This window comes from Ureibacillus endophyticus, assembly GCF_024159215.1.
Classification (GTDB): domain Bacteria; phylum Bacillota; class Bacilli; order Bacillales_A; family Planococcaceae; genus Ureibacillus; species Ureibacillus endophyticus.
Genome location: NZ_JAMYWW010000001.1, coordinates 3,598,805 through 3,621,144 on the forward strand (window position 1 = coordinate 3,598,805; position 22,340 = coordinate 3,621,144).

22 protein-coding genes are annotated in these 22,340 nt (G+C 34.0%); 11 read left to right on the forward strand and 11 right to left on the reverse strand.

The features are described from left to right. Positions 1–196: 196 nt before the first annotated feature. Positions 197–1,582, forward strand: a complete 1,386-nt coding sequence (locus NKR20_RS17860) for a branched-chain amino acid transporter BcaP (protein WP_341944342.1) — start codon at positions 197–199, stop codon at positions 1,580–1,582. Between the two features lie 47 nt (positions 1,583–1,629). Here the strand turns inward: NKR20_RS17860 and NKR20_RS17865 are convergent, their stop codons facing one another. After that, complete coding sequence (locus NKR20_RS17865) at positions 1,630–2,472, reverse strand: TetR/AcrR family transcriptional regulator (protein ID WP_121215276.1); 843 nt, start codon at positions 2,470–2,472, stop codon at positions 1,630–1,632. Positions 2,473–2,566: 94 nt separating this feature from the next. Here NKR20_RS17865 and NKR20_RS17870 point away from each other — a divergent pair, with 94 nt between their 5' ends. Beyond that, on the forward strand, positions 2,567–5,659 hold the full coding sequence (locus NKR20_RS17870) for an efflux RND transporter permease subunit (protein ID WP_253427918.1): 3,093 nt from the start codon (positions 2,567–2,569) through the stop codon (positions 5,657–5,659). Positions 5,660–5,908: 249 nt separating this feature from the next. Here the strand turns inward: NKR20_RS17870 and NKR20_RS17875 are convergent, their stop codons facing one another. Further along, a complete protein-coding gene (locus NKR20_RS17875) occupies positions 5,909–6,616 on the reverse strand; it encodes a DNA alkylation repair protein (protein WP_253427920.1) in 708 nt (235 codons plus the stop codon). A gap of 108 nt (positions 6,617–6,724) precedes the next feature. Continuing rightward, positions 6,725–7,336 carry a SafA/ExsA family spore coat assembly protein gene (gene safA / locus NKR20_RS17880; protein WP_253427928.1) on the reverse strand — a complete coding sequence of 204 codons (612 nt, stop codon included), beginning with the start codon at positions 7,334–7,336 and terminating at the stop codon, positions 6,725–6,727. Positions 7,337–7,708: 372 nt separating this feature from the next. Here safA and NKR20_RS17885 point away from each other — a divergent pair, with 372 nt between their 5' ends. The 4 genes from NKR20_RS17885 to NKR20_RS17900 all read left to right on the forward strand — a co-directional run bounded on the left by NKR20_RS17885 (position 7,709) and on the right by NKR20_RS17900 (position 13,028). Then, entirely contained in the window at positions 7,709–9,418 is a 1,710-nt protein-coding gene (locus tag NKR20_RS17885; RefSeq protein WP_121215280.1) for an N-acetylglucosaminidase, read from the forward strand. Positions 9,419–9,484: 66 nt separating this feature from the next. Next, the gene (gene pgeF, locus NKR20_RS17890) at positions 9,485–10,246 is read left to right on the forward strand and encodes a peptidoglycan editing factor PgeF (protein ID WP_253427935.1); all 762 of its coding nucleotides are present in this window, start codon (positions 9,485–9,487) and stop codon (positions 10,244–10,246) included. A gap of 164 nt (positions 10,247–10,410) precedes the next feature. Beyond that, positions 10,411–11,823, forward strand: a complete 1,413-nt coding sequence (locus tag NKR20_RS17895) for a glycoside hydrolase family 18 protein (protein WP_253427937.1) — start codon at positions 10,411–10,413, stop codon at positions 11,821–11,823. Between the two features lie 14 nt (positions 11,824–11,837). Beyond that, positions 11,838–13,028 (forward strand): M14 family metallopeptidase, encoded by a 1,191-nt coding sequence (locus tag NKR20_RS17900; RefSeq protein WP_121215932.1) that lies wholly within the window; start codon positions 11,838–11,840, stop codon positions 13,026–13,028. Between the two features lie 41 nt (positions 13,029–13,069). Here the strand turns inward: NKR20_RS17900 and splB are convergent, their stop codons facing one another. Next, positions 13,070–14,098: a spore photoproduct lyase gene (splB, locus tag NKR20_RS17905; protein WP_121215933.1), complete on the reverse strand. Its 1,029-nt coding sequence runs from the start codon at positions 14,096–14,098 to the stop codon at positions 13,070–13,072. After that, positions 14,095–14,331, reverse strand: coding sequence for a transcriptional regulator SplA domain-containing protein (locus NKR20_RS17910; RefSeq protein WP_253427940.1), 237 nt, complete (start codon positions 14,329–14,331; stop codon positions 14,095–14,097). The genes splB and NKR20_RS17910 overlap by 4 nt, the downstream gene beginning before the upstream one ends. A gap of 213 nt (positions 14,332–14,544) precedes the next feature. Here NKR20_RS17910 and NKR20_RS17915 point away from each other — a divergent pair, with 213 nt between their 5' ends. The 3 genes from NKR20_RS17915 to NKR20_RS17925 all read left to right on the forward strand — a co-directional run bounded on the left by NKR20_RS17915 (position 14,545) and on the right by NKR20_RS17925 (position 15,597). Further along, the gene (locus NKR20_RS17915) at positions 14,545–15,105 is read left to right on the forward strand and encodes a hypothetical protein (protein ID WP_253427942.1); all 561 of its coding nucleotides are present in this window, start codon (positions 14,545–14,547) and stop codon (positions 15,103–15,105) included. A gap of 117 nt (positions 15,106–15,222) precedes the next feature. Continuing rightward, entirely contained in the window at positions 15,223–15,393 is a 171-nt protein-coding gene (locus NKR20_RS17920; RefSeq protein ID WP_170148487.1) for a YfhD family protein, read from the forward strand. A gap of 12 nt (positions 15,394–15,405) precedes the next feature. Further along, positions 15,406–15,597, forward strand: coding sequence for an H-type small acid-soluble spore protein (locus NKR20_RS17925; RefSeq protein WP_121215936.1), 192 nt, complete (start codon positions 15,406–15,408; stop codon positions 15,595–15,597). Between the two features lie 65 nt (positions 15,598–15,662). On the opposite strand, the gene NKR20_RS17930 is transcribed toward NKR20_RS17925, so the two are convergent. After that, the gene (locus NKR20_RS17930) at positions 15,663–16,280 is read right to left on the reverse strand and encodes a hypothetical protein (protein ID WP_253427943.1); all 618 of its coding nucleotides are present in this window, start codon (positions 16,278–16,280) and stop codon (positions 15,663–15,665) included. 101 nt (positions 16,281–16,381) lie between these two features. On the opposite strand from NKR20_RS17930, the gene NKR20_RS17935 reads away from it, so the two are divergent. Beyond that, complete coding sequence (locus tag NKR20_RS17935; RefSeq protein WP_253427946.1) at positions 16,382–16,708, forward strand: DUF5658 family protein; 327 nt, start codon at positions 16,382–16,384, stop codon at positions 16,706–16,708. A gap of 38 nt (positions 16,709–16,746) precedes the next feature. Here the strand turns inward: NKR20_RS17935 and NKR20_RS17940 are convergent, their stop codons facing one another. The 5 genes from NKR20_RS17940 to NKR20_RS17960 all read right to left on the reverse strand — a co-directional run bounded on the left by NKR20_RS17940 (position 16,747) and on the right by NKR20_RS17960 (position 20,840). Then, positions 16,747–17,109 carry a VOC family protein gene (locus tag NKR20_RS17940; RefSeq protein WP_121215056.1) on the reverse strand — a complete coding sequence of 121 codons (363 nt, stop codon included), beginning with the start codon at positions 17,107–17,109 and terminating at the stop codon, positions 16,747–16,749. A gap of 17 nt (positions 17,110–17,126) precedes the next feature. Beyond that, positions 17,127–17,900, reverse strand: coding sequence for a nucleotidyltransferase domain-containing protein (locus NKR20_RS17945; RefSeq protein ID WP_253427948.1), 774 nt, complete (start codon positions 17,898–17,900; stop codon positions 17,127–17,129). An 80-nt stretch (positions 17,901–17,980) separates the two neighbouring features. Further along, on the reverse strand, positions 17,981–18,199 hold the full coding sequence (locus tag NKR20_RS17950; protein WP_121215054.1) for a DUF1540 domain-containing protein: 219 nt from the start codon (positions 18,197–18,199) through the stop codon (positions 17,981–17,983). A 253-nt stretch (positions 18,200–18,452) separates the two neighbouring features. Beyond that, positions 18,453–19,826 carry an HD-GYP domain-containing protein gene (locus NKR20_RS17955; protein ID WP_170148438.1) on the reverse strand — a complete coding sequence of 458 codons (1,374 nt, stop codon included), beginning with the start codon at positions 19,824–19,826 and terminating at the stop codon, positions 18,453–18,455. A 399-nt stretch (positions 19,827–20,225) separates the two neighbouring features. Further along, a complete protein-coding gene (locus tag NKR20_RS17960; RefSeq protein ID WP_366519782.1) occupies positions 20,226–20,840 on the reverse strand; it encodes a GNAT family N-acetyltransferase in 615 nt (204 codons plus the stop codon). Between the two features lie 262 nt (positions 20,841–21,102). On the opposite strand from NKR20_RS17960, the gene NKR20_RS17965 reads away from it, so the two are divergent. Then, complete coding sequence (locus NKR20_RS17965; protein ID WP_253427952.1) at positions 21,103–22,329, forward strand: ATP-grasp domain-containing protein; 1,227 nt, start codon at positions 21,103–21,105, stop codon at positions 22,327–22,329. The last annotated feature ends 11 nt before the right edge of the window (positions 22,330–22,340 follow it).

Genomic DNA, 22,340 nt, shown 5'->3' on the forward strand with positions numbered 1-22,340 from the left:
TCCTTTTCAAGAGATTTAAGCTTTTTAATTTTTTAGAAAAATAACAAATATTTAATAATTAAGAACATTTAATTTAGCAAATTGTTATAAATTATCTACATATTCGATAAAATTCGTCATTTCATATAATAAATATTTGACCAACAGCTGTAATCATAGTAGTATTTCTTCATAATAAAAAGAATAGGTGTATATCGTGTCAAATTTGTTCAGAAAAAAGAATATTAATGAATTGTTAAGCAAAAACAATGGTGTACGTCTTAAGCAAACATTAGGTGCCTTTGATTTAATATTATTAGGTGTTGGTGCAATTGTTGGTACGGGTATTTTTATCTTACCTGGTACTGTAGCAGCTAGTCACTCGGGGCCAGCTATTGTTTTCTCGTTTCTGATAGCAGCTATTGTTTGTGCTCTGGCCGCAATGTGTTATTCAGAATTCTCTTCTGCAATTCCTGTTACTGGTAGTGCTTATACATACGGCTATATTATCTTCGGAGAATTACTCGCTTGGTTTGTAGGCTGGGCTTTAATTCTTGAATATGGTTTAGCCTCAGCATCCGTAGCTACAGGGTGGTCTGCATATCTAGTCTCATTATTAGAGGGCCTTAAAATTAAGATACCGTCATCTTTAACAGGTCCTTTTAATCCAGCTGAGGGTACCTTTATTAATTTACCTGCCGTATTAATCGTATTAATCATTTCATTTTTATTAACTCGAGGATTACAGGAATCAGCCAAAATAAATAGAATTATGGTTTTTGTTAAAGTAGGAGTTATATTACTATTTATTTTAGTTGGAGTATTTTATGTAAAACCGGAAAATTGGCAGCCATTTATGCCATTTGGATTTGAAGGAGTTTTAGCAGGTGGGGCTCTCGTTTTCTTCGCCTATCTTGGTTTTGATGCAGTCTCTTCCGCTGCTGAAGAGGTAAAAAACCCTCAAAGAAATTTACCTATAGGAATCATTGGATCATTATTAATCTGTTCTTTCCTATATATATCCGTTTCATTAGTTTTAACTGGTATTGTTCCTTACACGGAGTTAAATGTAAGTAATCCTGTAAGTTACGCTCTCCAAATTGTTGAACATGATTGGATTTCAGGTGTGATTTCTTTAGGGGCAGTAACTGGAATGATGACCGTTATACTCGTTATGCTATATGGTGGTTCTCGTCTCATTTTTGCCATTGCCCGTGATGGTTTACTACCACAAGTTCTGACAAAACTAAATCCAAAACATAAAACACCAGATGTTAATACATGGATTTTTGGAATTGCTGTTGCTTTTTGCGCTGGTTTTATACCATTAAATACATTGGCAGAACTAGTAAATATGGGGACTTTAATTGCATTTACGATTGTCTCCCTAGGTGTAATTTTCTTAAGGAGAAATAAAAGCATTCCTAAAGGTGGATTTAAAGTTCCGCTATTTCCACTCTTACCAATACTATCGTTTCTCGCATGTTTATTCCTAATACTTCAGTTATCTATTCACACTTGGATTGCATGCGGCATTTGGTTTGTAGTTGGACTTATCTTCTATTTTGTATATGGAAGAAAACATAGTAAACTAAACAATTAATAATTAGAAAAGGTGAGTACCACTCAAACATTCATGGTACTCACCTTTTATCTTTCTCCATTCTTTTCAATCTCAATTTGATAAAGAAATGCTATCCACTTACATTGATCATGTGTTCTTATATTCTTTAATAAGCCTTGAATGATTACATCACTTAAATTAGGTTCAATTAAATTCTCCCTTAATAACACTAATGACTCTTGAACAAGTTTATGATCTTCAGTCTCAATGATAACCTCATCTATTAATTCAATAATCATTTCCCTCGTAACTTGTACTTCATCGTTTGTAGAAGCAAAATAATCTGGTGTAATAGTGTGAATCTTTGCATGCTCAGCAATAATTGTTACTTTCTCAACAATGGAATTACATAAATTCTCTATATCAACAGAACAATCGCCTAGAAAGAATAACTCTGAATAACTCTTTGTAAGACCATTAATCACCATCACAAGATCCAAATGCATTTTTTTATTCGTTTGCACAAATTGTCTTTGCACGACAGAAAGAATCATTTTATTAAACATTGATTGATACATTTTCATTTTTTCCAATAATTCTTTATTAAAGGATACAACTTGTTCCTTCATAAACAACTTTGCAATATTTGCTTGCTCTTGGAACTCATTAAATATTAAGTGCAATAGATTGTATAGTAATTCTTCCGATGGTGTTGCTTCACTGACCGACTGTTCAACTTTGGCAATAAAGTCACTCATAAACTGGTCAATTAAACAATAGATTAACTCGTCCTTAGATTTAAAATGGAGATAAAAAGCCCCCTTCGATATGCCGCATCTTTCCGTAATTTGTTGTACAGAAGTTGATTCAAAACCATTTTCAACAAATAACTCCAAGGCTTTTTCCATAATGAGTTGTTTTTTAACCATTTGTAAACACTCCTACTCATTCGTTGACAACTGACCAATTAGTCATTAGTATAAATAACGGAAACACAAGAGTCAAATAAGGGCAGGTGTAAAAGTGAAAGGGTTAGTTAATTTTGTCCTGAAAAATAAACTCGCTGTATGGTTATTAACAATCATCATTACAGTATCGGGTATTTATTCAGGTACACGTATGAAAATGGAATCAATACCTGATATCTCTATTCCATACTTAATCGTTATGGGTGTATATCCAGGTGCTACTCCAGAGCAAGTGATGAATGAAGTATCCATACCGATGGAAAAAGCCGTTGAGAGTCTTGAAGATGTAAAAGCAGTCTATTCAAACTCTTCATCAAACGTCTCTCAAGTTCAAATAGAATATGAATATGGCGTGGATATGGATGAGAAAAAACGCCAATTAGAATCTGCTTTAGATAATGTCAAATTACCAGATGTTGTAGAAGAACCTACAATCATGGCAATTAGTATGAATATGATGCCTGTTGTTGCATTATCAGTAAGTAGTTCTGAAGAAGATATTGTTGAGTTAACATCAACAGTTGAAGATGTTTTATTACCAAAAATCCAAAAAATCGATGGGGTTGCTTCGGCTACAATTACAGGACAACACATCGAGGAAGTAAATTTCACTTATGACGAAGCAAAAATGACAGCACTTGGCTTAACTGAAGACACAGTAAAGCAAATGGTTCAAGCAAGTGATATGGCACTTTCTCTTGGTCTTTATGAATTTGTAGACGGTGAAGAAGCTGTTGCAATTGATGGTAAATTTAAAACCGTTGATGATTTAAAAGAAATGCTGATACCTGTAACACCATCTGCTGAAAATCCAGTTCCTTTTGTTAAACTAAGTGATATTGCTAAGATTGAAACTGTAGGTAAAGTTCAATCTGTTTCACGTACGAATGGTGAAGATGCAATCTCCATCCAAATCGTAAAAGGGCAAGAAGCAAATACTGTAACAGTAGTAAATGCAGTGAAAGATTTAATGGAAGAAGAAGAAAAAGCAATTGATGGTTTAAATGTCGATATAACTCTTGACCAAGGTGAACCGATTGAAGAATCTGTCTTCTCAATGGTAGAAAAAGCTGTATTTGGTGGTTTAATTGCCGTATTAATTATCCTACTATTCCTACGTGACTTTAAATCAACTATTATTTCCATCATCTCAATACCAGTGTCTATCTTTATGGCAATGTTATTATTAAATTGGATGGATATAACGTTAAATATCATGACGCTTGGGGCGATTACTGTAGCAATTGGTCGTGTAATTGACGACTCGATTGTTGTTGTAGAAAATATTTATCGCCGTATGCACTTAAAAGAAGAAAAACTTCGTGGTCGTTCATTAATCCGTGAAGCAACAATTGAAATGTTCAAACCAATCTTAGCTTCAACAATCGTAACTGTAGCTGTTTTCGCACCACTTATGTTTGTTGGTGGCATGGTTGGAGAATTGTTCATGCCATTCGCATTAACAATGACATTTGCATTAGGAGCTTCATTACTTGTAGCGATTACAATCGTTCCTGCTCTTTCTCACTTCTTATTCCGTAAAAAACTATACGGAGAGAAAACAGAAAAGAGCCATAAAGAAGTAGGCAAACTTGCATTATGGTATAAAGGTGTATTAGAAAAAGCGTTAAATCATAAAATCATTACGTCTCTAATCGCTATTATTTTATTAGCTGGCTCCCTTGCTCTGACTCCATTAATTGGATTTAGCTTCATGGGATCATCTGAAGAAAAGGTAATGTATTTAACTTACACGCCTGCAGCAGGAGAATTAAAAGAAGAAACGTTAGCTAATATTGAAACTGTTGAAAAAGAGTTAATGAAACATAAAGATATTGACATTATTCAATTATCTGTAACGGATTCAGAAAATGCAGATCCAGCCGCAATGATGATGGGTGGTGGCGGAGGCGGTGCATTAATGTACCTAATCTTTGACCCAGATATGAAAGACTTCCCAGCAGCACGCGAGGAAGTAGAGGAATATGTATTTAACATTGGCCAATCAGGTGAATGGAAATCACAAAACTTCACATCGATGTCGATGTCATCAAATGAAATTAGCTACACTCTTTACAGTGAAGATTTAGACGACTTAATGAAAGCCGTTGATCAAGTAGAAGATGCTCTAGTCGGTGTGAAAAACTTAGAAGATATTACAAGCGATGCTGAAGATCCATACGTAGAAAATGTCTTTAAAGTAGATCAAAAACATGTCCTACAATATGGCTTAACAACTGGTCAAATTGTGATGGCTCTATCTGATAAAGGAAGTAAAGAAGTATTAACAACTGTTGAGTCAGATGGAAAAGATATTGATGTAATTATTCAACGAAAAGCAAAAGCGACACCAAAAACATTAGAAGAATTGCTAGATATCGAAATTCAAACTGGTATTGGTACAACGATGCCATTATCTGAACTTGTTACTTTAGAAAAAGGTACAACGCTTAATACACTTAACCGTTCCAAAGGTGAATACTATGCAACGGTTTCTGGTACTGTTGTTGGGGATGATATTTCTGTAGCTTCACAAGCAGCAGATAAGAAAATTGACAAACTTGACTTACCTAAAGGTGTAACAACAGGTGTTGCAGGTGTTGCAGCAGATATGGCTGAAACATTTACACAACTTGGAGTAGCAATGATTGCAGCAATTGGTATTGTTTACTTTGTATTAGTTGTAACATTTGGTGAAGGATTAGCACCATTCTCAATTTTATTCTCATTACCATTTACAGTAATCGGAGCATTCGTTGGACTGTTTATTACAGGACATACAATCTCTGTTCAAGTAATGATGGGGCTATTAATGTTAATTGGTATTGTTGTAACAAACGCAATTGTATTGGTAGACCGTATCATTCATATGGAACGTGATGGACTGTCAATGCGTGAAGCCATCTTAGAAGCCGGTGCTACACGTTTACGACCAATCCTAATGACAGCCATTGCCACAATGGGTGCGATGATACCAATGGCCATTGGATTCGGCGGCGGTGGCGGTCTAATGTCAAAAGACTTAGCAATCACAGTAATCGGTGGTCTACTAAGTTCTACATTACTAACACTAGTCGTAGTACCAATTGTATACGAAATCCTATCAAAAATGCTCAAGAAAAACCGTAAAGAAGTAGAAGAGGATTAGAAATGCGAAGCGCGTTCGTTCAGCCGTGACGGAAACTGGAGGCTTCTGACAAGTGTGCTTGCACACGCAGAAGGAAGGCGAAGTTTCCGAACGGCTAACGCGCGGAGCTGGACATAGAAAAGCGGAGAACGCTCGCTCAGTTCTCTTCCAAATCTAACTTAAAAAGGTGTCTCACTCAATGATGGTGAGACACCTTTTTCTATTCAATGAGCATCAATTCTACAAAGATTAACGCCCTACTCTACTCTCTTAACATCTTACATACTTTCGTTTGAAACCTATTTTACCTCTATCAATTTCCTTTTGAATATTTTCGTAAGCATTTAGGAAACTATTTTTCTTTTTATCCCGTTTAATTTCCACGATACTAATTTCTTTTGCTGTCTCGATTGCCTTTTCATGCAATGGTACATAGGAAACCCCAACTGTATATACAAAATTATTCATTGAAGCTTTTGTTCTTTCTGGAGATTGATGAATTGCATTTTTCACCCTATCCAACATATTCGCAATTTTCTCTTCAGAGAATTCATGGTCTTTACGGTTTCCTAAGAGCCAACAATAACAACTCCAGCCAGCCGACATTTTCAACTCGTCTCCGCTCTCAATCCACTTATCGGCAACGTCTTGTGCAATGTCTGATTCTGCTAAAGTAACTGCAACCACATAATCAGATAGCATATAAAAATATGCTCCTTCAATCCATCGTTCATAATCTGACTCTTTCATTGCTTTTGGATCAGCAATAACCCCTGCAAAATACATTGCATCATAGTTACCTGTAGCATAGAGCTCTTCCGCTAAAGGTTGATTAATTTTTATTTTCTTTGCCATCGGTTTCATTGCTCCTGTAGCTACACCAAAAACTGGCTCATGAGCACCATTGGAAATGTACATCTTTTTCATCCGTTCTTTACCTAAAGCTTCAAGCTCACGCATTACTGTTTCGAAATCCAAGTTATTACCCTCCTCATTCAAAGATATTATTCATGGTTAAATATTAACATTTAACTTGGCGATAAAAAAACGCCGAGAATCATTAGTTCCCGGCGAGTAAATATTTAATTACTTTTGAATAAACATTTGTGTCCAGTAGTTACCATTTGATACGTAACCAACACCAATATGAGTATAGTTTTTGTTTAAGATGTTTGCTCTATGACCTGAACTATTCATCCATGCATTTACAACTTCAGCAGCACTACGTTGACCTTGTGCAATATTTTCCCCTGCAGAACGATAGCTAATTCCATAGTTTTTTAACATTGTAAATGGTGATCCATATGTAGGGCTATTATGGTCAAAGTATTTTTTAGTAGCCATATCTTGAGATTTATGTTCTGCAACTCGAGCTAACTCCCAATCATTTTTTAATGCTGGAAGTCCAACTTTCGCTCTCTCAACATTTACTAAACGAACCACTTCTGCTTCAACAGCTTGGCCTTCTTGGTCTGGTACGTTAATTTTTTGACCTGGATAAATTAAATTTGGATTTGCTAGTTGTGGATTTACATTAATTAATTCTTGAACGCCTGTTTGAGTTTTTACTGCGATTTTCCAAAGAGTATCTCCTGAAGTAACTGTATATGTTGAATTTGCTGCTAGTGCAGTTGCTGGAATTAATAAGGATGCTCCAAGTATAGTAGCCATAACACCTTTTTTTAATTTCTTAAACATTGTATGTATCGATCCTTCCTGTTTCTTGTTATACCTCTATATTAAAATAGTTTTCTAACACCTATAAACCCGCAATTTTTGGTTGCATTATTACGAAACTATTACATTTATTAACTATTAAACTAAAAATCCAAAAACAGTAAGGCTTCAACAAATGAAATAATTGTTATAAAAGTAATAATGTTTAATTTGGTAATTTCTTCTGAGTCTATCTATTCTTTAATACAGACGCCATGAAGGGGAAATTTGATAATAATCTAGCAATCTATAAAAGGAAAAAAATAATAATAATATAAATATTTCTGAATTATATTAATAGTTTCCTTAACTACAATAATGATAGAATATTAATAGAAAGGAGATGGTTAATATATGAAAAAGCAATGGAAGTTTATTTGTTTGCTTTTAACTGCACTATTACTAATTATCCCATCAATTGCTAGTGCCTCAACTTTATCGGATAAAGTTGAAAATGTACCTACTAACAAAGAATGGAAGATTACATTTAACTATCCTGTCGACCAATCTACTATCAATAAGGACACCCTTTATGTAACAAATAGCCAAAACGTAAAACAAGAAGTTACGTATTCTTTTGACGGAAAAATTGTAACGGTTCACCCTCCAAGTAACGGCTATAAACTTGGCCAATCTTATACATTACATATTACAAAAGCAGTTTCTGGTATTGTGAATGACCAGAAAAAGTCTTTGAATCAAGCAATTGCAAAACCATTTACTATTACAGAAGGCTATTCAGTTGTGACCATACAAGCTGATGGTACTTCTTCAAAGATCGCAAACTACAAAACTTTTGAAGAAGCAAATAGAAACCTAAAGGCTAATCAAGGGATTATGAAAAACGGTGAATATTTGAAAATTCCTAGTGGCATTGTTTCTACTAATGTTTTGACAGTTTATTATGGGGATACAGCATTCAAAAAAGATTACGGTGGAATTGCTGCAAATAATGAGTTAGCTTATGTAGACTCAACTGAAGACTATGTGAAAGTCAATGTAGCTGGGCAAGAAATGTATGTGAAGCATAAAGATGTAAAACTTATACCTGCGCCAAATGTGAAATCCTATTATACAGCTAATAACACAGGATTATATCATTACGTGTATCGCCCAAATACAAGGAAATATGACGGTGCTTATTTAATTGGTAAAAAACCAAACTTCATGACAAATGGCGAGAAGTATTATAGTGTAGATGGAATTAACTTTTATGACACATCTGGAAATTTTGTAGGTAAAAGCTATTCCTACTTCCAATACGTGTCTCCACGTGTTTCTACTAGCTATACTGCAGCTCAACTAGATCGATATATTGCTAGTGTACTTCAAGAAAGACAAAGTACAGGTCAATCGAAATATGCTAACGCAACAACGAAAAGCCAACTTATTGGACTTGGTACTAAATTAAAAGCACTTGAAAAAGAAAAGCGCTTAAATGCATTATTTATTCTTTCGCTTGCAATACATGAAAGCGACTATGGGATGAGTTGTCATGCTCAATACTATAACAACTTATTTGGTTTAAATGTGCCTGACCATAACGATTCATGTTCATCAGTAGTAGACAAAGATTCTCCGAAATATTTCACTTCTATTGATAAAAATATTAATGATTTTATCAATAGCATAAATTCAACATACTTTAATCCCCTTAAAATGGGTGATTATCAATATAACGGGGTTGCTTTAGGGAATAAAATGATCGGTATGAATGTACGTTATGCAACAGATCCTTATTGGGGATCTAAAACAGCAGGCCATATGTATCGAATTGATCAAGCACTTGGCGGTAAAGATTATAAAAAATATCAAGTTGGAATTACAACTACAGAACAAGTTAGTGTTCGAACTGAACCAATTGTTATCAATACACCTCCAACAAACCGCGCATATCAGTATTTAGTTTATGGTTCGATTAAACGCTTAGATAAAATGCCGATTACATTGTCTAATACCCCTTCAGAAGATCCAAAGTGGTATCGTGTAATTTCAGAAATACCAACTAGTGATGCTGATTTATATACAGTAGTGGAAAATGTAGAAATTGTCCCTACTCATTAATTTAAAGGTCGTTCCAATCTTTGGGACGGCTTTTTTTATATGTTATGATGGAGTTGGGGTGATGAAATGAAAACGAAACTTTACTTAGATAATCAATCTCTTATTTGTGGGACTACTCTAAAAGATAAGTCTGAACCAGAGCAGAACAATATGGCTTTACACGTATGCGAACGTCCTCAGCAAGTAATTGAAAATCGATTAAAATTAGCATCAGCATTAAATTGTGGAATCGATCAATTCGTTTGTGCGAATCAAACCCATAGTGCTAATGTTCACCGAGTCTCTGCTAACGATAGTGGTAGAGGGTCTCTTAGCACAGAAACTGCAATTAATGAAACAGATGCTCTTTACACTTTTGAACCAAATATTTTGCTATGTACATTTACTGCAGATTGCGTCCCTGTCATGTTCTATAATAATTTAGCTGGGGTTGTGGGAGTTATTCATTCTGGATGGCAAGGGACAGTAAAAGAAATAACAAGTAAAGTGTTTCAGCATTTAGTAGAAGAAGAACATTGTAACCCATCAGATTTTCACGTAATTCTCGGACCTGCCATTAGTCAAGAAAAGTTCGAAGTAGATGAAGATGTATATGTAAAATTTAAAAACCTCGGATACGCTGATGACTTTATTACATTTAATGATAAAACGAAAAAATACCATATAGATAATCAACAAACTGTGAAGAAGCAATGTGAATTAATAGGCATCCCTTCAGAAAACATTCAACTTGACTTAACTTGTACATTCAAAAGTAGTGAAGGTTTTTCATATCGAGAAGATAAAAAGGCTGGTCGACATTTAAGCTTTATTATGAAAAAGAACTAAATGATATTGCCCATGAAATAATTACTATTAGCCAGGTATGTTAATTTGCCTGGCTTATCTTTTATTTAACTCCCAGAATATATCCCTCTTTTAATTTCACTGATACTTTCTACTAATCTTTCATATATTACTTTATTGAACATAAATTAGAGGGGGCTTTTATATTGCTCGTACATGTTGTGCGACAGGGTGAAACACTTTGGTTACTTGCAAGCCGCTATAACGTAAGTGTAGATAACATTATGAAAGTCAACGAGCTACCTAATCCCAATCAATTATTAATCGGCCAAGCAATTCTCATTCCAACACCTGGCACCACTCACACCGTTCAAGTTGGAGAAAATTTATGGTCTATTGCTCAAAGCTATGGAGTTTCTGTTAACTCCATTATCATGGCAAATAGAATCGCAAATCCTAATCTACTCCTTCCTGGAACAACTTTATATATTCCACCAATTACCCACACTGTGCAACCAGGGGAAACCTTATGGCGCATTGCCAATAGGTATCAAACAACAGCTCAAGCAATTATGAATGCAAACAACATTCAAAATCCGAATATCATCGTTGCTGGTACTCAGCTACTAATTCCATGGAAAAAACCAACCATTGCAGTAAATGCTTATACGTATCAGAAGGATGCTGCAGCTGCACAAACCGTCAATGAACTCGGTCATCTTTTAACCTACCTAAGTCCATTTGCTTACATCATTAAGGAAGATGGTACGCTTCAGCCATTTACAGATGAATTAATGTTAGAAGCTGCGCGAGCTAATAACGTCACACCTATGCTTTCCATAACAAATCTTTCTTTGACAGACGTAGGTACAAATTTAGCCCATGAAGTTCTTTCAAACCCTGAAGTTGTTGAAAGACTTATCACTAATATTCTTAATGTGATGGATGAAAAAGGATATAAAGGATTAAATGTTGACTTTGAATATGTACTACCAGAAGACCGCGAAAATTATAATCAATTTCTTCAGCTCGTTGTTGACCGTCTTCACCCTAAAGGCTATTTTGTGTCAACAGCCGTTGCACCAAAAACAAGCGGTGCTCAAGAAGGTTTATTATATACAGCTCATGATTATGAAGCACATGGTAGAATAGTAGATTTTGTTATGTTAATGACTTATGAGTGGGGATGGAGAGGGGGGCCTCCACAGGCAATCTCACCAATTAATGAAATGCAAAAGGTTGTTGAATATGCCTTATCTGTTATGCCTGCAGACAAAATCTTTTTAGGATTCCAAATCTACGCAAGGGATTGGAAAATACCTCGCCAAGTAGGTGATGAAGCGGAGACCTTTAGTGCACAAGAAGCAATTCGCCGTGCAACACAATATAATGTACCCATTCAATATGATATAGCGACTCAATCACCATTTTTCCGTTATGTCGATGAACAAGGGCAAGCTCATGAAGTGTGGTTTGAAGATGCCCGTAGTGCTCAAGCAAAATTTAATCTAGTTAAACAATATAATTTAGGGGGAATTAATTATTGGGTATTAGGCTATCCATTCCCTCAAAACTGGGCGTTATTAGAAGATAATTTCGAAATACAAAAGCGTGTATAAAAAGGAGAGATGCTATGGATATATATGTTCGACCCGGAGTAACCTTTTGGTATTTAAGCCAGGTATTTTCCATACCCCTTCGATTAATTATCGACTCAAACCGTAATGTCAATCCACAACTCTTAACAATCGGCCAAACATTACGCGTTCCAGGGTATGTAACATACAATTATCAAATACGAAGCGGCGATACTTTATGGCAAATTGCTCAACGAAATAATCTACCTGTCGATACACTTTTCCTTGTAAACCCTGATTTAAATCCAAACCGCTTACAAATTGGTCAAGTCATTCGAGTGCCACGTAGAGTTACTTGGCGTTTTGTTAATGGCAAACAAAATTACGATTACAATACAATGATGAATGATTTATGGACACTCGTTGCTGTCTATCCTTTTATACAAATGGAGTCAATTGGAAATAGTGTTTTAGGTCTAAATATTCCTGAAGTTGTCATTGGGAAGGGTTCTAAACATGTTCATTACAATGCCTCTTTCCATGCAAATGAATGGATTACTACACCAATTCTTATGACTTTTTTAAATGACTATCTATTATCACTCACCAATCAAAATTCAATTCGCGGCTTATCTTCACTTCCACTATATATACAAACATTCCTTTCTATTGTACCAATGGTGAATCCAGATGGTGTAAATTTAGTGATTAATGGTGCCCCTCAAAATGCCTCATGGCGAGATCAAGTTATCGAGTGGAATAACGGCAACTCTGATTTTTCCAATTGGAAGGCCAATATAAACGGGGTAGACTTAAATGATCAGTTCCCTGCGAAATGGGAAGAAGAAAGAGCACGAAATCCAAAGACACCTGGACCAAGGGATTATGGTGGGGAAGCTCCATTAACTCAACCAGAAGCAATAGCAATGGCAGACCTTACTAGAAGACGGGATTTCTCAAGAGTACTTGCTTTTCATACACAAGGGGAAGTCATCTATTGGGGCTTTGAAAATCTTGAACCCCCTGAATCCGAAACGATGGCAAATGAGTTTAGTCGTGTAAGTGGTTATCAACCAGTAAAAACACTTGAAAGCTATGCTGGTTATAAAGACTGGTTTATACAGGATTGGCGTAGACCAGGTTTTACAATTGAGATCGGTTCAGGGACAAATCCACTTCCTCTTTCTCAATTTGATGGGATTTACGATGATGTACTCGGAATATTTTTAGCTGGACTTTATCTTTAAAATAAAATGCCGGATCAAAGCATTTCTTGATCCGGCTATCTTTATGTGAAATATTCAATCTTTGCCTTTGGAAAGAACTTTTCCATTGCTCGATACAAATGTTCTTTCATCTCTTCTTCTTCATCTTTTTGATAGATAAATTTATTAATTCCATACTTCCCCCATTTAACTCGCCTTTTTGCTTCATCCAATTCTAACTTTGTCATTGGATAGTTTTTTTCAATGACCTTTTTAGCAGGTCTTGTGAAACGGTGTTGAATAAATTCAAAAGTTATATCATCACGTACATCTTGTGGAAGTTCTGCATCAAGTCGTTCAAACATGTGATAATACCCTTCTTGCCAACCCTCATGTAAATAGATGGGAGCCACTATAAAACCTAGTGGGTAGCCTGCTCTTGCCACTTTCCCAGCAGCTTCAATTCTACTTGCTAATGGAGAAGTTCCGGGTTCAAAATGTTTAATGACATAATCTGCATTGATGCTAAAACGAAACCGGGTATTTCCATTATGTTTTGCATCAAGTAAATGGTCCACGTGATGAAATTTCGTAACAAATCGTAAACGGCCATATTCGGTTTGTCCAAAATGTTCAATCGCTCTTTTTAAAGTATGGGTTAAGTAGTCAATACCAACAATATCTGAGGTACACGATGCTTCAAAACGAGTTATTTCTGGTGCACGTTCTGCTATATATTTGTCTGCTTGTTCTAATATTTCTTCCACATTTACATATGTACGAATATACGGTTTACTGCCCATTGTTGTTTGTAAATAACAGTAATGGCAATGTCCCATACATCCTGTTGCAAATGGAATCGCGTATTCAGCAGATGGTTTTGAAGTATCAAATTTTAACGTTTTTCTTACCCCTACTACTAATGTAGATTTTGCAATACGGTACTTTTGAAAATCGTTATCTCCAGGAAGATTACGAATTTGATTGTGGGACGTTGTTGTACGAATTTCAATCCCCATACCTTCAAATTTCCCTTTTAGCTCTTTTCCAAGTGGGTAATCTAAAGCTTTCGGTTCAAAATAAACAAGCTGAGGGATAAATGGTTTTCTCATGCAGTATCTTCCCCAAAATATTTATTGTAGGCTTGCTCGGCTTCTTCAAAAGTCGAATAAATAGCCAATTCCTCCGTTAAAGGATAGTACGTTTCATATAAAAATACAGCCAATTGTTTTGGGTTTTCTGGATTTTTGACAACTGCTGCTTCCTGTATTGTAGCTACATCCGGTATATGGGGATTACGAATAAAAACATAGACAATATCCCCCGCTTTATACTTGTTAAACATGTCTTCACCTTCCTCAAACAATAGCATGTCAAAAGAAGAATAAATTATGACAATAAAACTATTCTCCTAAAAATATTTACTGGGACAAAATAACAATTAATATATAGTCGAATATAATTAATCGTGCTTTATTTTAAATTTTTCCAAATATACTACGGAAGGATTGGAGACCCCATGAAAAAACTTTTGCTATTTGTTTTTGTTTCTTCGCTCATGTTTTTGTTCGGGTGTAGTGCCTTTTTTGGATCAAAAGAAGTACCTGCAACACCAGTCACTAGTAGTGAACAACCTATTAAAACAGAAGAGACAAAGACAATTGAAACGCCAAAAATTACAGAGCCAACCATAAATAATTCCAATGATAATTTAGCAGATGCATTTACAAGTTATATGGATGAAATTTTTTTATTAGCACCTGAAGAAGATCGCTTAATCAGTCTGTATGGTAGTGTAACAGGTGCCAACTATACAGATGATGCAACAATGTACTACACACTAGTAGATGAGGTGCTGCCTGGGTATAGACAATTTGTTGTTGATTTAGAAGCCATTAGGCCGAAAAATCAAGAGATTCGAGATTTACATGAACTCTATATTGATGCAGCAAACGTTCAATATAATGCGTTTGTCATTATGATTGATGCTTTAGAAGAACAAGATGGTAATAAAATTGCAGAAGCTAACCAAGGGCTGGATGAAGCAAGACAGCTCATTCGTCAGTGGCTATATGGGGTTGAAGATCTTTCAGCTAAGACAGGAGTTAGTTTAGAATAGTATGTGTAATATGTACACACAACATGTAGAAGTTTTGCATGTTGTGTATTTTTTTGTGATAAAAATTTTCAGTCCATGCCATATTAAGAATGTACAAATTAGAAGGGAGTGTTTCTTATGGGTAGAGACGATAGTAATAGTAAAGGTACAAACAAGCAATCATTACCCCAAACACCAGATAATTTAAAGATAGCCCCAAACAAAATAAGAGAAGAAATTGCATCTGAGCTAGATGAACTCCACCAACTAGTAGAAAAGACAAAACAAAATACAAAACGCAAACTATAGGAGGCCTTTACTTTGGACTTTAGCCGTGCTCAGCAAATTTACTCTTCTCCAAAAGAATATGAAGTTAGTTATAATGGTGTATCAATTTGGATTGATAAATTACATGAAGACGGAAAAACAGCAACTGTACATTTGAGACATTCCTTAGAAGAACGCTCCGAAGTGGATGTTTCGGAATTAAAAGAAGAATATTTAATTCAATAAAAATTTTTTATACTGGCACAAATAAAAATAGCCCATTACATTATTGTATTGGGCTTTAACCGTTATTACTTTAAAAAATACCCCTCTATCAATTCTTTTAAAAGAGCAAACACGAAGAAAAGGCACGGAACGATTAGTATATAGAAAGCAATATAACAATATTTAATATGTGCTATTTCTTTTTCAATCCATTTTTCAGCAATCATTACGAATTTAGATAAAATTATTCCTCCAATAATGAAAAGGAAAGAAAATAAAAATATTCCCAAAGGTTTCTGAGGGCCATTTAATTCCCCATTTTCTTCTGTGAAAAATGGATAACTAAAAATACATAAAATAATCAATCCGTACAGAAAACCACCAATGAACCAATTGCGAGGTAAATAATTACGACAAAATATAAACAATGTACTAAAGGCTAATGCAGACCCAATACCAATGATTATTAAAAGTAAGGTACCTTGAAATGTAAAACCTGTTGAAAGATTAGGATAAACAACTGCTACAATTTTCATGATAAGCCGTAATAATATCCCTAGTATGATTCCAGTACCCATTGCCGCAATAAATCCAATCCCTATTTGTTTTATTCCCCTACTAAGTAAAGATCTAATATGAGTCCCCCCTAATTTTGCTACATTCCTATATATTATTTTTTTAAAATGGAAATATTTCAATGTCAAATAAATATTATGAAGAAGGGAAAATTAACAACTTCAATCAGTTTGAAAATGGGGATTTATGTTAAAAATAATATTGTAATTATGTTCTAAAAGGGGATTTTATGAATAAAAAAAGTTGGATTATCTTATTGAGTGTTCTAGTTGCGTTTTTAAATCTTTTTGATGGGGTAGCAACATTTATTGGATTGGAGAATCATTACATTGATGAGTCAAATCCCTTCATGAAATTCATCTTTACTGTTAGTCCTGTGTTGTTTGTCTGTTTCAAAATTGTGCTATCATTATTAATTTTCTATGTATCCTTTTTAATCTATAAACACAGTAATTCTTCATTCCAAGATTTCTATCTCTTCACCTTAGTAGGGGTTAGTTGCTTGTATATCGGTATCTTTGGATTGCATGTATTTTGGATTAGTTCCTTCGCATAAAAAACGCCCTAGTTATTAGGACGTTTTTAGTAATATTATTAACCCTTAAGTAAAAATTCATTACCTTCTTCATCACAGAATTGTACAAAAGTACCCCATTGCATCTCTTGCGGTTCAGATTTGAAAGTTACACCATTTTCTTTCAATGTTTGATATGTGCCAAAAATATTGTCACATTCAAATACTATTGATGCCTTAAAGTTTTCATATCCTTGCATCATTTCTTTAGGATAAATTACAAGTCGACTTTTTGCATTTTCCGGAGCTACTTCCAACCAAAAAGAATTTGTTCCCATTGGTTGTTCTGCAACTACAACAAATCCAACTTTCTCTGTCCAAAATTTCTTTGCTTTTCGTTGATCATTCACATAAATTGCTACTGTCCCGATATTTGTAATCACTTTATTACTCCTTCTTATCACCATACTGCTCTTAAAGTTTCTCTAAATAGATTATCCAATTGTTCAGTAGTATCAACATTTTTTATAGCAGTTAGTGAACTTATATAGTCTTGCAAACGGATAAGTTCTGTTTCTATAAATCCATTTGTTGCTAGTAATTTCCCCTCAAAACCTTCCAATTTAGATCTTTTTTTATGTTCAAATAAGATTTCTATCTCTTCCTTTAATTCACCCTGTATATCTAAACTGTGTAATAATTGTTGGAAATCGATAGGAGGGAAGGAGTGGTTTTGCATAATCCATTTACATACAAATAACGATCTTAGTACATAAAAATATAATTTATTCTTTTGAGAACACTTCTGATAATTAGTCTTAGCTACATTGAAATAATGATGCAAACATACTTTTGAATTAAATACCTTAGACTCCAATAAATTTAACCGTTTTAAAAAAGTTGAGTTTTGATAATACACAATTTCACTTCTCATCCATTCAAAAAGTGTCGGGTTACTTTTTCGGAATAAGCGTAAAGCTTTTGTAATTTCCCAACCGTTGATATCTAAAAGTTCATCTATTGATAATTCAATTACGTCTCTTTTCCCTCCAACTCCTTGTGGGTCAATGGATAAATACCATTCTGGGGGAGGACAGTATATAAAGCGAACATCATAATCACTATTATTTGAAGAGTATCCCCATGCTCGACTACCTGACTCTACAGCAAAAAGTACTTTAACATTCGATTTATCTTCAATTTCTTTTATCTTTTCTATTATCAAATTTTTCATATCATCACTCTTTAATTAATTTAAAGGGACTATAGAGATATCTCTCTAAAGTCCCTCTTGAATCAATGTTTTGTAAGCTGCTAACAATCTTTTTCCGGTTTGAAGGTTTTACAACATGTTTCATTAGAACTTTTTGCTTCTTCAGAAATCATGTCGAAGTCTAAATCGGAAGCAAACTCTGTATTTCTGTTTTTAGAATGGTAATCCATATCAACCTCAATTTTTTCAGCTCCACAAATATTTCCTTCTTTATGGAAAAAACAGTTAGATACAGCACAGTTTACTTGTACATTTGCCATTAGCAGCTTTCCTCCTCATTGATGTTTTTAGAGAATCCAATTGCTATGAATTCTCTTAACATATTTTGTCCATTTTAAAATAAATTATTGATACTGTTTCGTACCAATAAACGTATATTTTTTTAATATAATTTTCGATGTTATTTTAATATAAAAATATGAGGGGTTTTTCGAATCAGTTTTATATGCATCACATAAATAAAAAGGCAATTCGACACTACATGGATTGTAGCGGATTTACCTTTTTTTAACTCTATTTTAAATTGTTTACTAGTAAATCTTTAATTCTTATGAATGCATCATGTTCTTCACCAGTTGAAAGCTCGCCTTCCAATTTTTTCGTTTCAATATCTATTATCAGGCGAACAATGACATCGATGAAAATATTATTAATTTCTAAACCTTCAGTCAATAAATTATAGAAATTCACCGCTTCTTCCATATTCCCGCTAATTACACTTGCAGAGAAATAATTCCAATATATCTCCTTTTTATCAATAGAGTCATCTTCAGAATTATCAACCACCTGATCCCACTTAACAAAACGACTTATTGTTACTGAGAAATTTAATGGCAACTGATAAACTTTGCTCGTTCCAAGTTCCTCAAGAATAGGGAAATATGGTTGATTATCATGGACATAACGAATACGTGCCTTTTTACCATTTGATAAATTTACAATACTTGAAGTAGGATAAATATTTATTAGCTCCATTAGTTTAATAACGTATTTTATATCGAATTTATTTCCCTTACTCAACAATAGCTCAAATGCTTTTTTTGCAGGAAATGCCTCTCGATAAGCTCTTTGTAACGTAAGTGCAGAGTATGTATCAATAACTCCTAATAAACGAACTTCTTCAGTAAGGTCTTCTCCTTTTAATCCATCTGGATAACCAGTTCCATCTAATCGTTCATGATGATACTTTACAATGTCTAAAAATGGACCGATAATTTTATGTTTTACAATAAAATCTATTCCATAAAGTGTATGTTTTTGAATTTCATCAAATTCCGCTTTAGAAAGGGCACCTTCTTTATGCAATAACTCATTATCTATATCTAATTTTCCAATATCATGAAGTAAACAGCCCATCGCAAAAGAACGAACGTCTCTAATTCCACATTTTTCCGCTAAAAGGGAGCCTAACAAGAAAACATCGAAGGTATGATAATAACTATATGGGTCTTTATTCTTTAAATTATATAGGGCGATTGCTATATCAGTGTTTAATAATGAGGAAATAAATAAGTTTTCAAGCCACGATATTTTTGTATCACTGTTTAATATTAGACCATATCTCGCTTCACTAACTACATTCTGTAAACTTTCAAAGAATAACTTTTTTATATCAAAAAGTTCTTTGGAATAATATATTTTCTCTTTCTTTTTTACGGCAGTTTCGAATGGTTGTATTAGTTCTTCATTTTTATTATTTTCATCTTTTTCAGTTTTAATATATAAACTATTTAGTTTGGTAATACCCCAACTTTTTAAGTTTCTTAGGATGGTATCATCAATTTTAGTTCCAGCTTTAATCAATAAGGTTTTATTAAAATATATATCGTTAGGAATGATTTCCCCTTTTCTTAAACCCCTTATATAATGGATATCTATATTTGACATCATTATCCCCCTTCGGATAGCCGTACATTTAGTTTATTTAATATGGTTATTATAACCTAGTTGTGGGAATAAGTAGTATATTATTTCATACTATATCTTAACAATTTTATATCAATATTCATGAGTATTCCTTCCTTCGATAATAGAAACCTAACAAAAACTAATATTTATTAACATATAAGAAATGTTGTATTTTAGGATAATAAATCCTAATTTATTTAGTAAAGTGGGAATGAAACAGGTAAATTTAACCTAATTAAGAAGCATACCGTTATGATAATAGAACTACTTTTTAAAAGAGAACAAATTCCAAATTTTAATAAAGAAAAAACCTGCACTTATAAAAGTGCAGATTTATTATGACTTATTTTTTTGTAAAGGTAGTTATCTATTTGTTTTTTATTGAGCTATTTTTTCACGACTTTCCTTTAACCAAAGAACTTCAGATACTGGCTGAGGATTACGTCCATAAATCTCTTCTACTTTATAAGCATGCACTTCTAAATAGATTTCCTGCATTCTTTCTAAAACCCAGCTATCTGAAACTGGTGCTTGAGACCAGCAAAAAATATCCATTTTATTTAATTCACTTGTTATATTATGGATTCTTTCATACCCAATATTCATTTTTTTAAAGTTATGACGTTCTTCATAGAATCGAACTCGTTTTTCTGAATCCGGATCCTCTTCGCTAACAGGTTCAACCTCAAGGATAATTGCTTTTCCTTTACTTTTTAGCTCGTTTAGTACAATACTGCCTACACCTTTACCTCGACTTGTCCCAGAAACGATAATATAGTCGATGAAAATATAATCTTGCTGCTCAAAATAAACTACGACATAATCTGGGCCTTCCATTAATTTGTACATTGCTTGTTCCTGAAAAAGTATTTCAAAGTGCTTTCTAGATTTCATTTCTCTTTCTGGGAAATACTCTCTCAACCTATTATACCAGTTACTAGTACTAAATACTTCCTCGATTAAGCTTGCTTTTAAACTTTCTCCTCTTTGCATTAGCAATGTAACATACCCCTTTTGTTCGCAATATACTTCAATTTTCAATCAAATCTGAATATTGAGCAAGACCTATTCTAACACCAATTTGGCAATTTGATTTTTAAGAGATTGTTAAGATAATGTTACACAGATTAAATTTTATAAGAATAATGAAATCATTTGTCGAAACAATTTGAATTTCGAATATTATCAGTAAAATGATAGGTGCAAGTTTTAATTTGCTAGTTTTTACAATACATTTCAAAAGGCAGGTTGAATTATGGAGATGAAACAAATTCACGGAAAAACAACAGCACTTTTAGGATGGAGTTTACAGGCGATTGAGGCGATTGATAAAATGAACCGCCCTTATGTCGTTGTCGGTCCTCCTGAATTTAAGCCTTTTGCTGATAAAAATGGAATACAATTTGTTCCATGGCAATTCGATGTTCCAATTGAGCACTCCATGGAACTTTATGAAAAACTTAAAGAGCTTGATACAAAAGTTGCAGTTCCAATATATGAAGAAACCGTGGAATGGGCAGGTATGTTAAATTCATTACTTTGGGAAAATCCTAGAGTTTTTAATAAATCCTTACTTCTTCGTGATAAATCACTAATGAAACGAAGAGCACATTTAGCTGGACTTCGTGTAGGTGTCTTTGAAGAAGCTTTTAATAAAGAAGATGTAGCACATTTTCTAAAAAGAATGAATGAAGCTTTATTAAATATGGATGAGGAAAATTACGAACCTATCCATGTAAAACCATTTGATAAAGCAGGTACTGTAGGTCACCGAATGATTAAAAAAAGAGAAGATATTGAGGAAATTGATGATTCTGAATTCCCACTTCTTATGGAAAGCCACTTAGAAGGACAAGAATTTTCTTGCGAAGCCTTTGTCCATAATGGAAAAGTACATTTCCTAAATATTACGGAATACGTTAAACTAGGACATTCTAATTTCGTCCCAGCATCTCCTACACTTGAACAATGGCGACCACAAATACGAGAAACGATTGAACAACTGGTAAAAGCTTTTGAAGTAGAAAATGGTATATTGCATCCTGAGTTCTTCATTACACCAAATGGAACAATTTACTTTGGTGAGGTTGCTGCACGTATTCCAGGCGGTCACATTTTTGAGCATATTGAAAGAGTATATGGATTTAGTCCATATCAAGGTCAAATATTATGCTGTGATCCTGAAACAACTGATGAAGAATTAAAAGCATTCTTCCCAGAAGAAGTTGTTTCAGCAAAAGGACACTCCGGAAATTTGATGGTCTATCCAAAAGTAAAATCCATCTCTAAGCTTAATATCCCTGATGAACTGAAGGAACATCCATATTTCTTAAAACACAATATGTTCCTACCTGCGACATCTAAAGTATCTGAACGTGTTGGGTTCGGAAATCACTATGGTTCGATTTACTTTTTCGGGGAAGACAGTACGGAAATGCGAAAACTTTTAGAACAATACGAAAAACATGATTTCTACTTATAAGGAGTGGTTCG

What these genes read in the sequence shown, in the direction of transcription:
- NKR20_RS17865 (WP_121215276.1), bottom strand. Translation starts at nt 2,472, where the DNA reads ATGGTTAAAAAACAACTCATTATGGAAAAAGCCTTGGAGTTATTTGTT.
- safA (WP_253427928.1), bottom strand. Translation starts at nt 7,336, where the DNA reads ATGTTTAAGAAATTAAAAAAAGGTGTTATGGCTACTATACTTGGAGCA.
- NKR20_RS17885 (WP_121215280.1), top strand. Translation starts at nt 7,709, where the DNA reads ATGAAAAAGCAATGGAAGTTTATTTGTTTGCTTTTAACTGCACTATTA.
- pgeF (WP_253427935.1), top strand. Translation starts at nt 9,485, where the DNA reads ATGAAAACGAAACTTTACTTAGATAATCAATCTCTTATTTGTGGGACT.
- NKR20_RS17900 (WP_121215932.1), top strand. Translation starts at nt 11,838, where the DNA reads ATGGATATATATGTTCGACCCGGAGTAACCTTTTGGTATTTAAGCCAG.
- splB (WP_121215933.1), bottom strand. Translation starts at nt 14,098, where the DNA reads ATGAGAAAACCATTTATCCCTCAGCTTGTTTATTTTGAACCGAAAGCT.
- NKR20_RS17910 (WP_253427940.1), bottom strand. Translation starts at nt 14,331, where the DNA reads ATGTTTAACAAGTATAAAGCGGGGGATATTGTCTATGTTTTTATTCGT.
- NKR20_RS17915 (WP_253427942.1), top strand. Translation starts at nt 14,545, where the DNA reads ATGTTTTTGTTCGGGTGTAGTGCCTTTTTTGGATCAAAAGAAGTACCT.
- NKR20_RS17920 (WP_170148487.1), top strand. Translation starts at nt 15,223, where the DNA reads ATGGGTAGAGACGATAGTAATAGTAAAGGTACAAACAAGCAATCATTA.
- NKR20_RS17935 (WP_253427946.1), top strand. Translation starts at nt 16,382, where the DNA reads ATGAATAAAAAAAGTTGGATTATCTTATTGAGTGTTCTAGTTGCGTTT.
- NKR20_RS17945 (WP_253427948.1), bottom strand. Translation starts at nt 17,900, where the DNA reads ATGAAAAATTTGATAATAGAAAAGATAAAAGAAATTGAAGATAAATCG.
- NKR20_RS17950 (WP_121215054.1), bottom strand. Translation starts at nt 18,199, where the DNA reads ATGGCAAATGTACAAGTAAACTGTGCTGTATCTAACTGTTTTTTCCAT.
- NKR20_RS17955 (WP_170148438.1), bottom strand. Translation starts at nt 19,826, where the DNA reads ATGTCAAATATAGATATCCATTATATAAGGGGTTTAAGAAAAGGGGAA.
- NKR20_RS17960 (WP_366519782.1), bottom strand. Translation starts at nt 20,840, where the DNA reads ATGCAAAGAGGAGAAAGTTTAAAAGCAAGCTTAATCGAGGAAGTATTT.
- NKR20_RS17965 (WP_253427952.1), top strand. Translation starts at nt 21,103, where the DNA reads ATGGAGATGAAACAAATTCACGGAAAAACAACAGCACTTTTAGGATGG.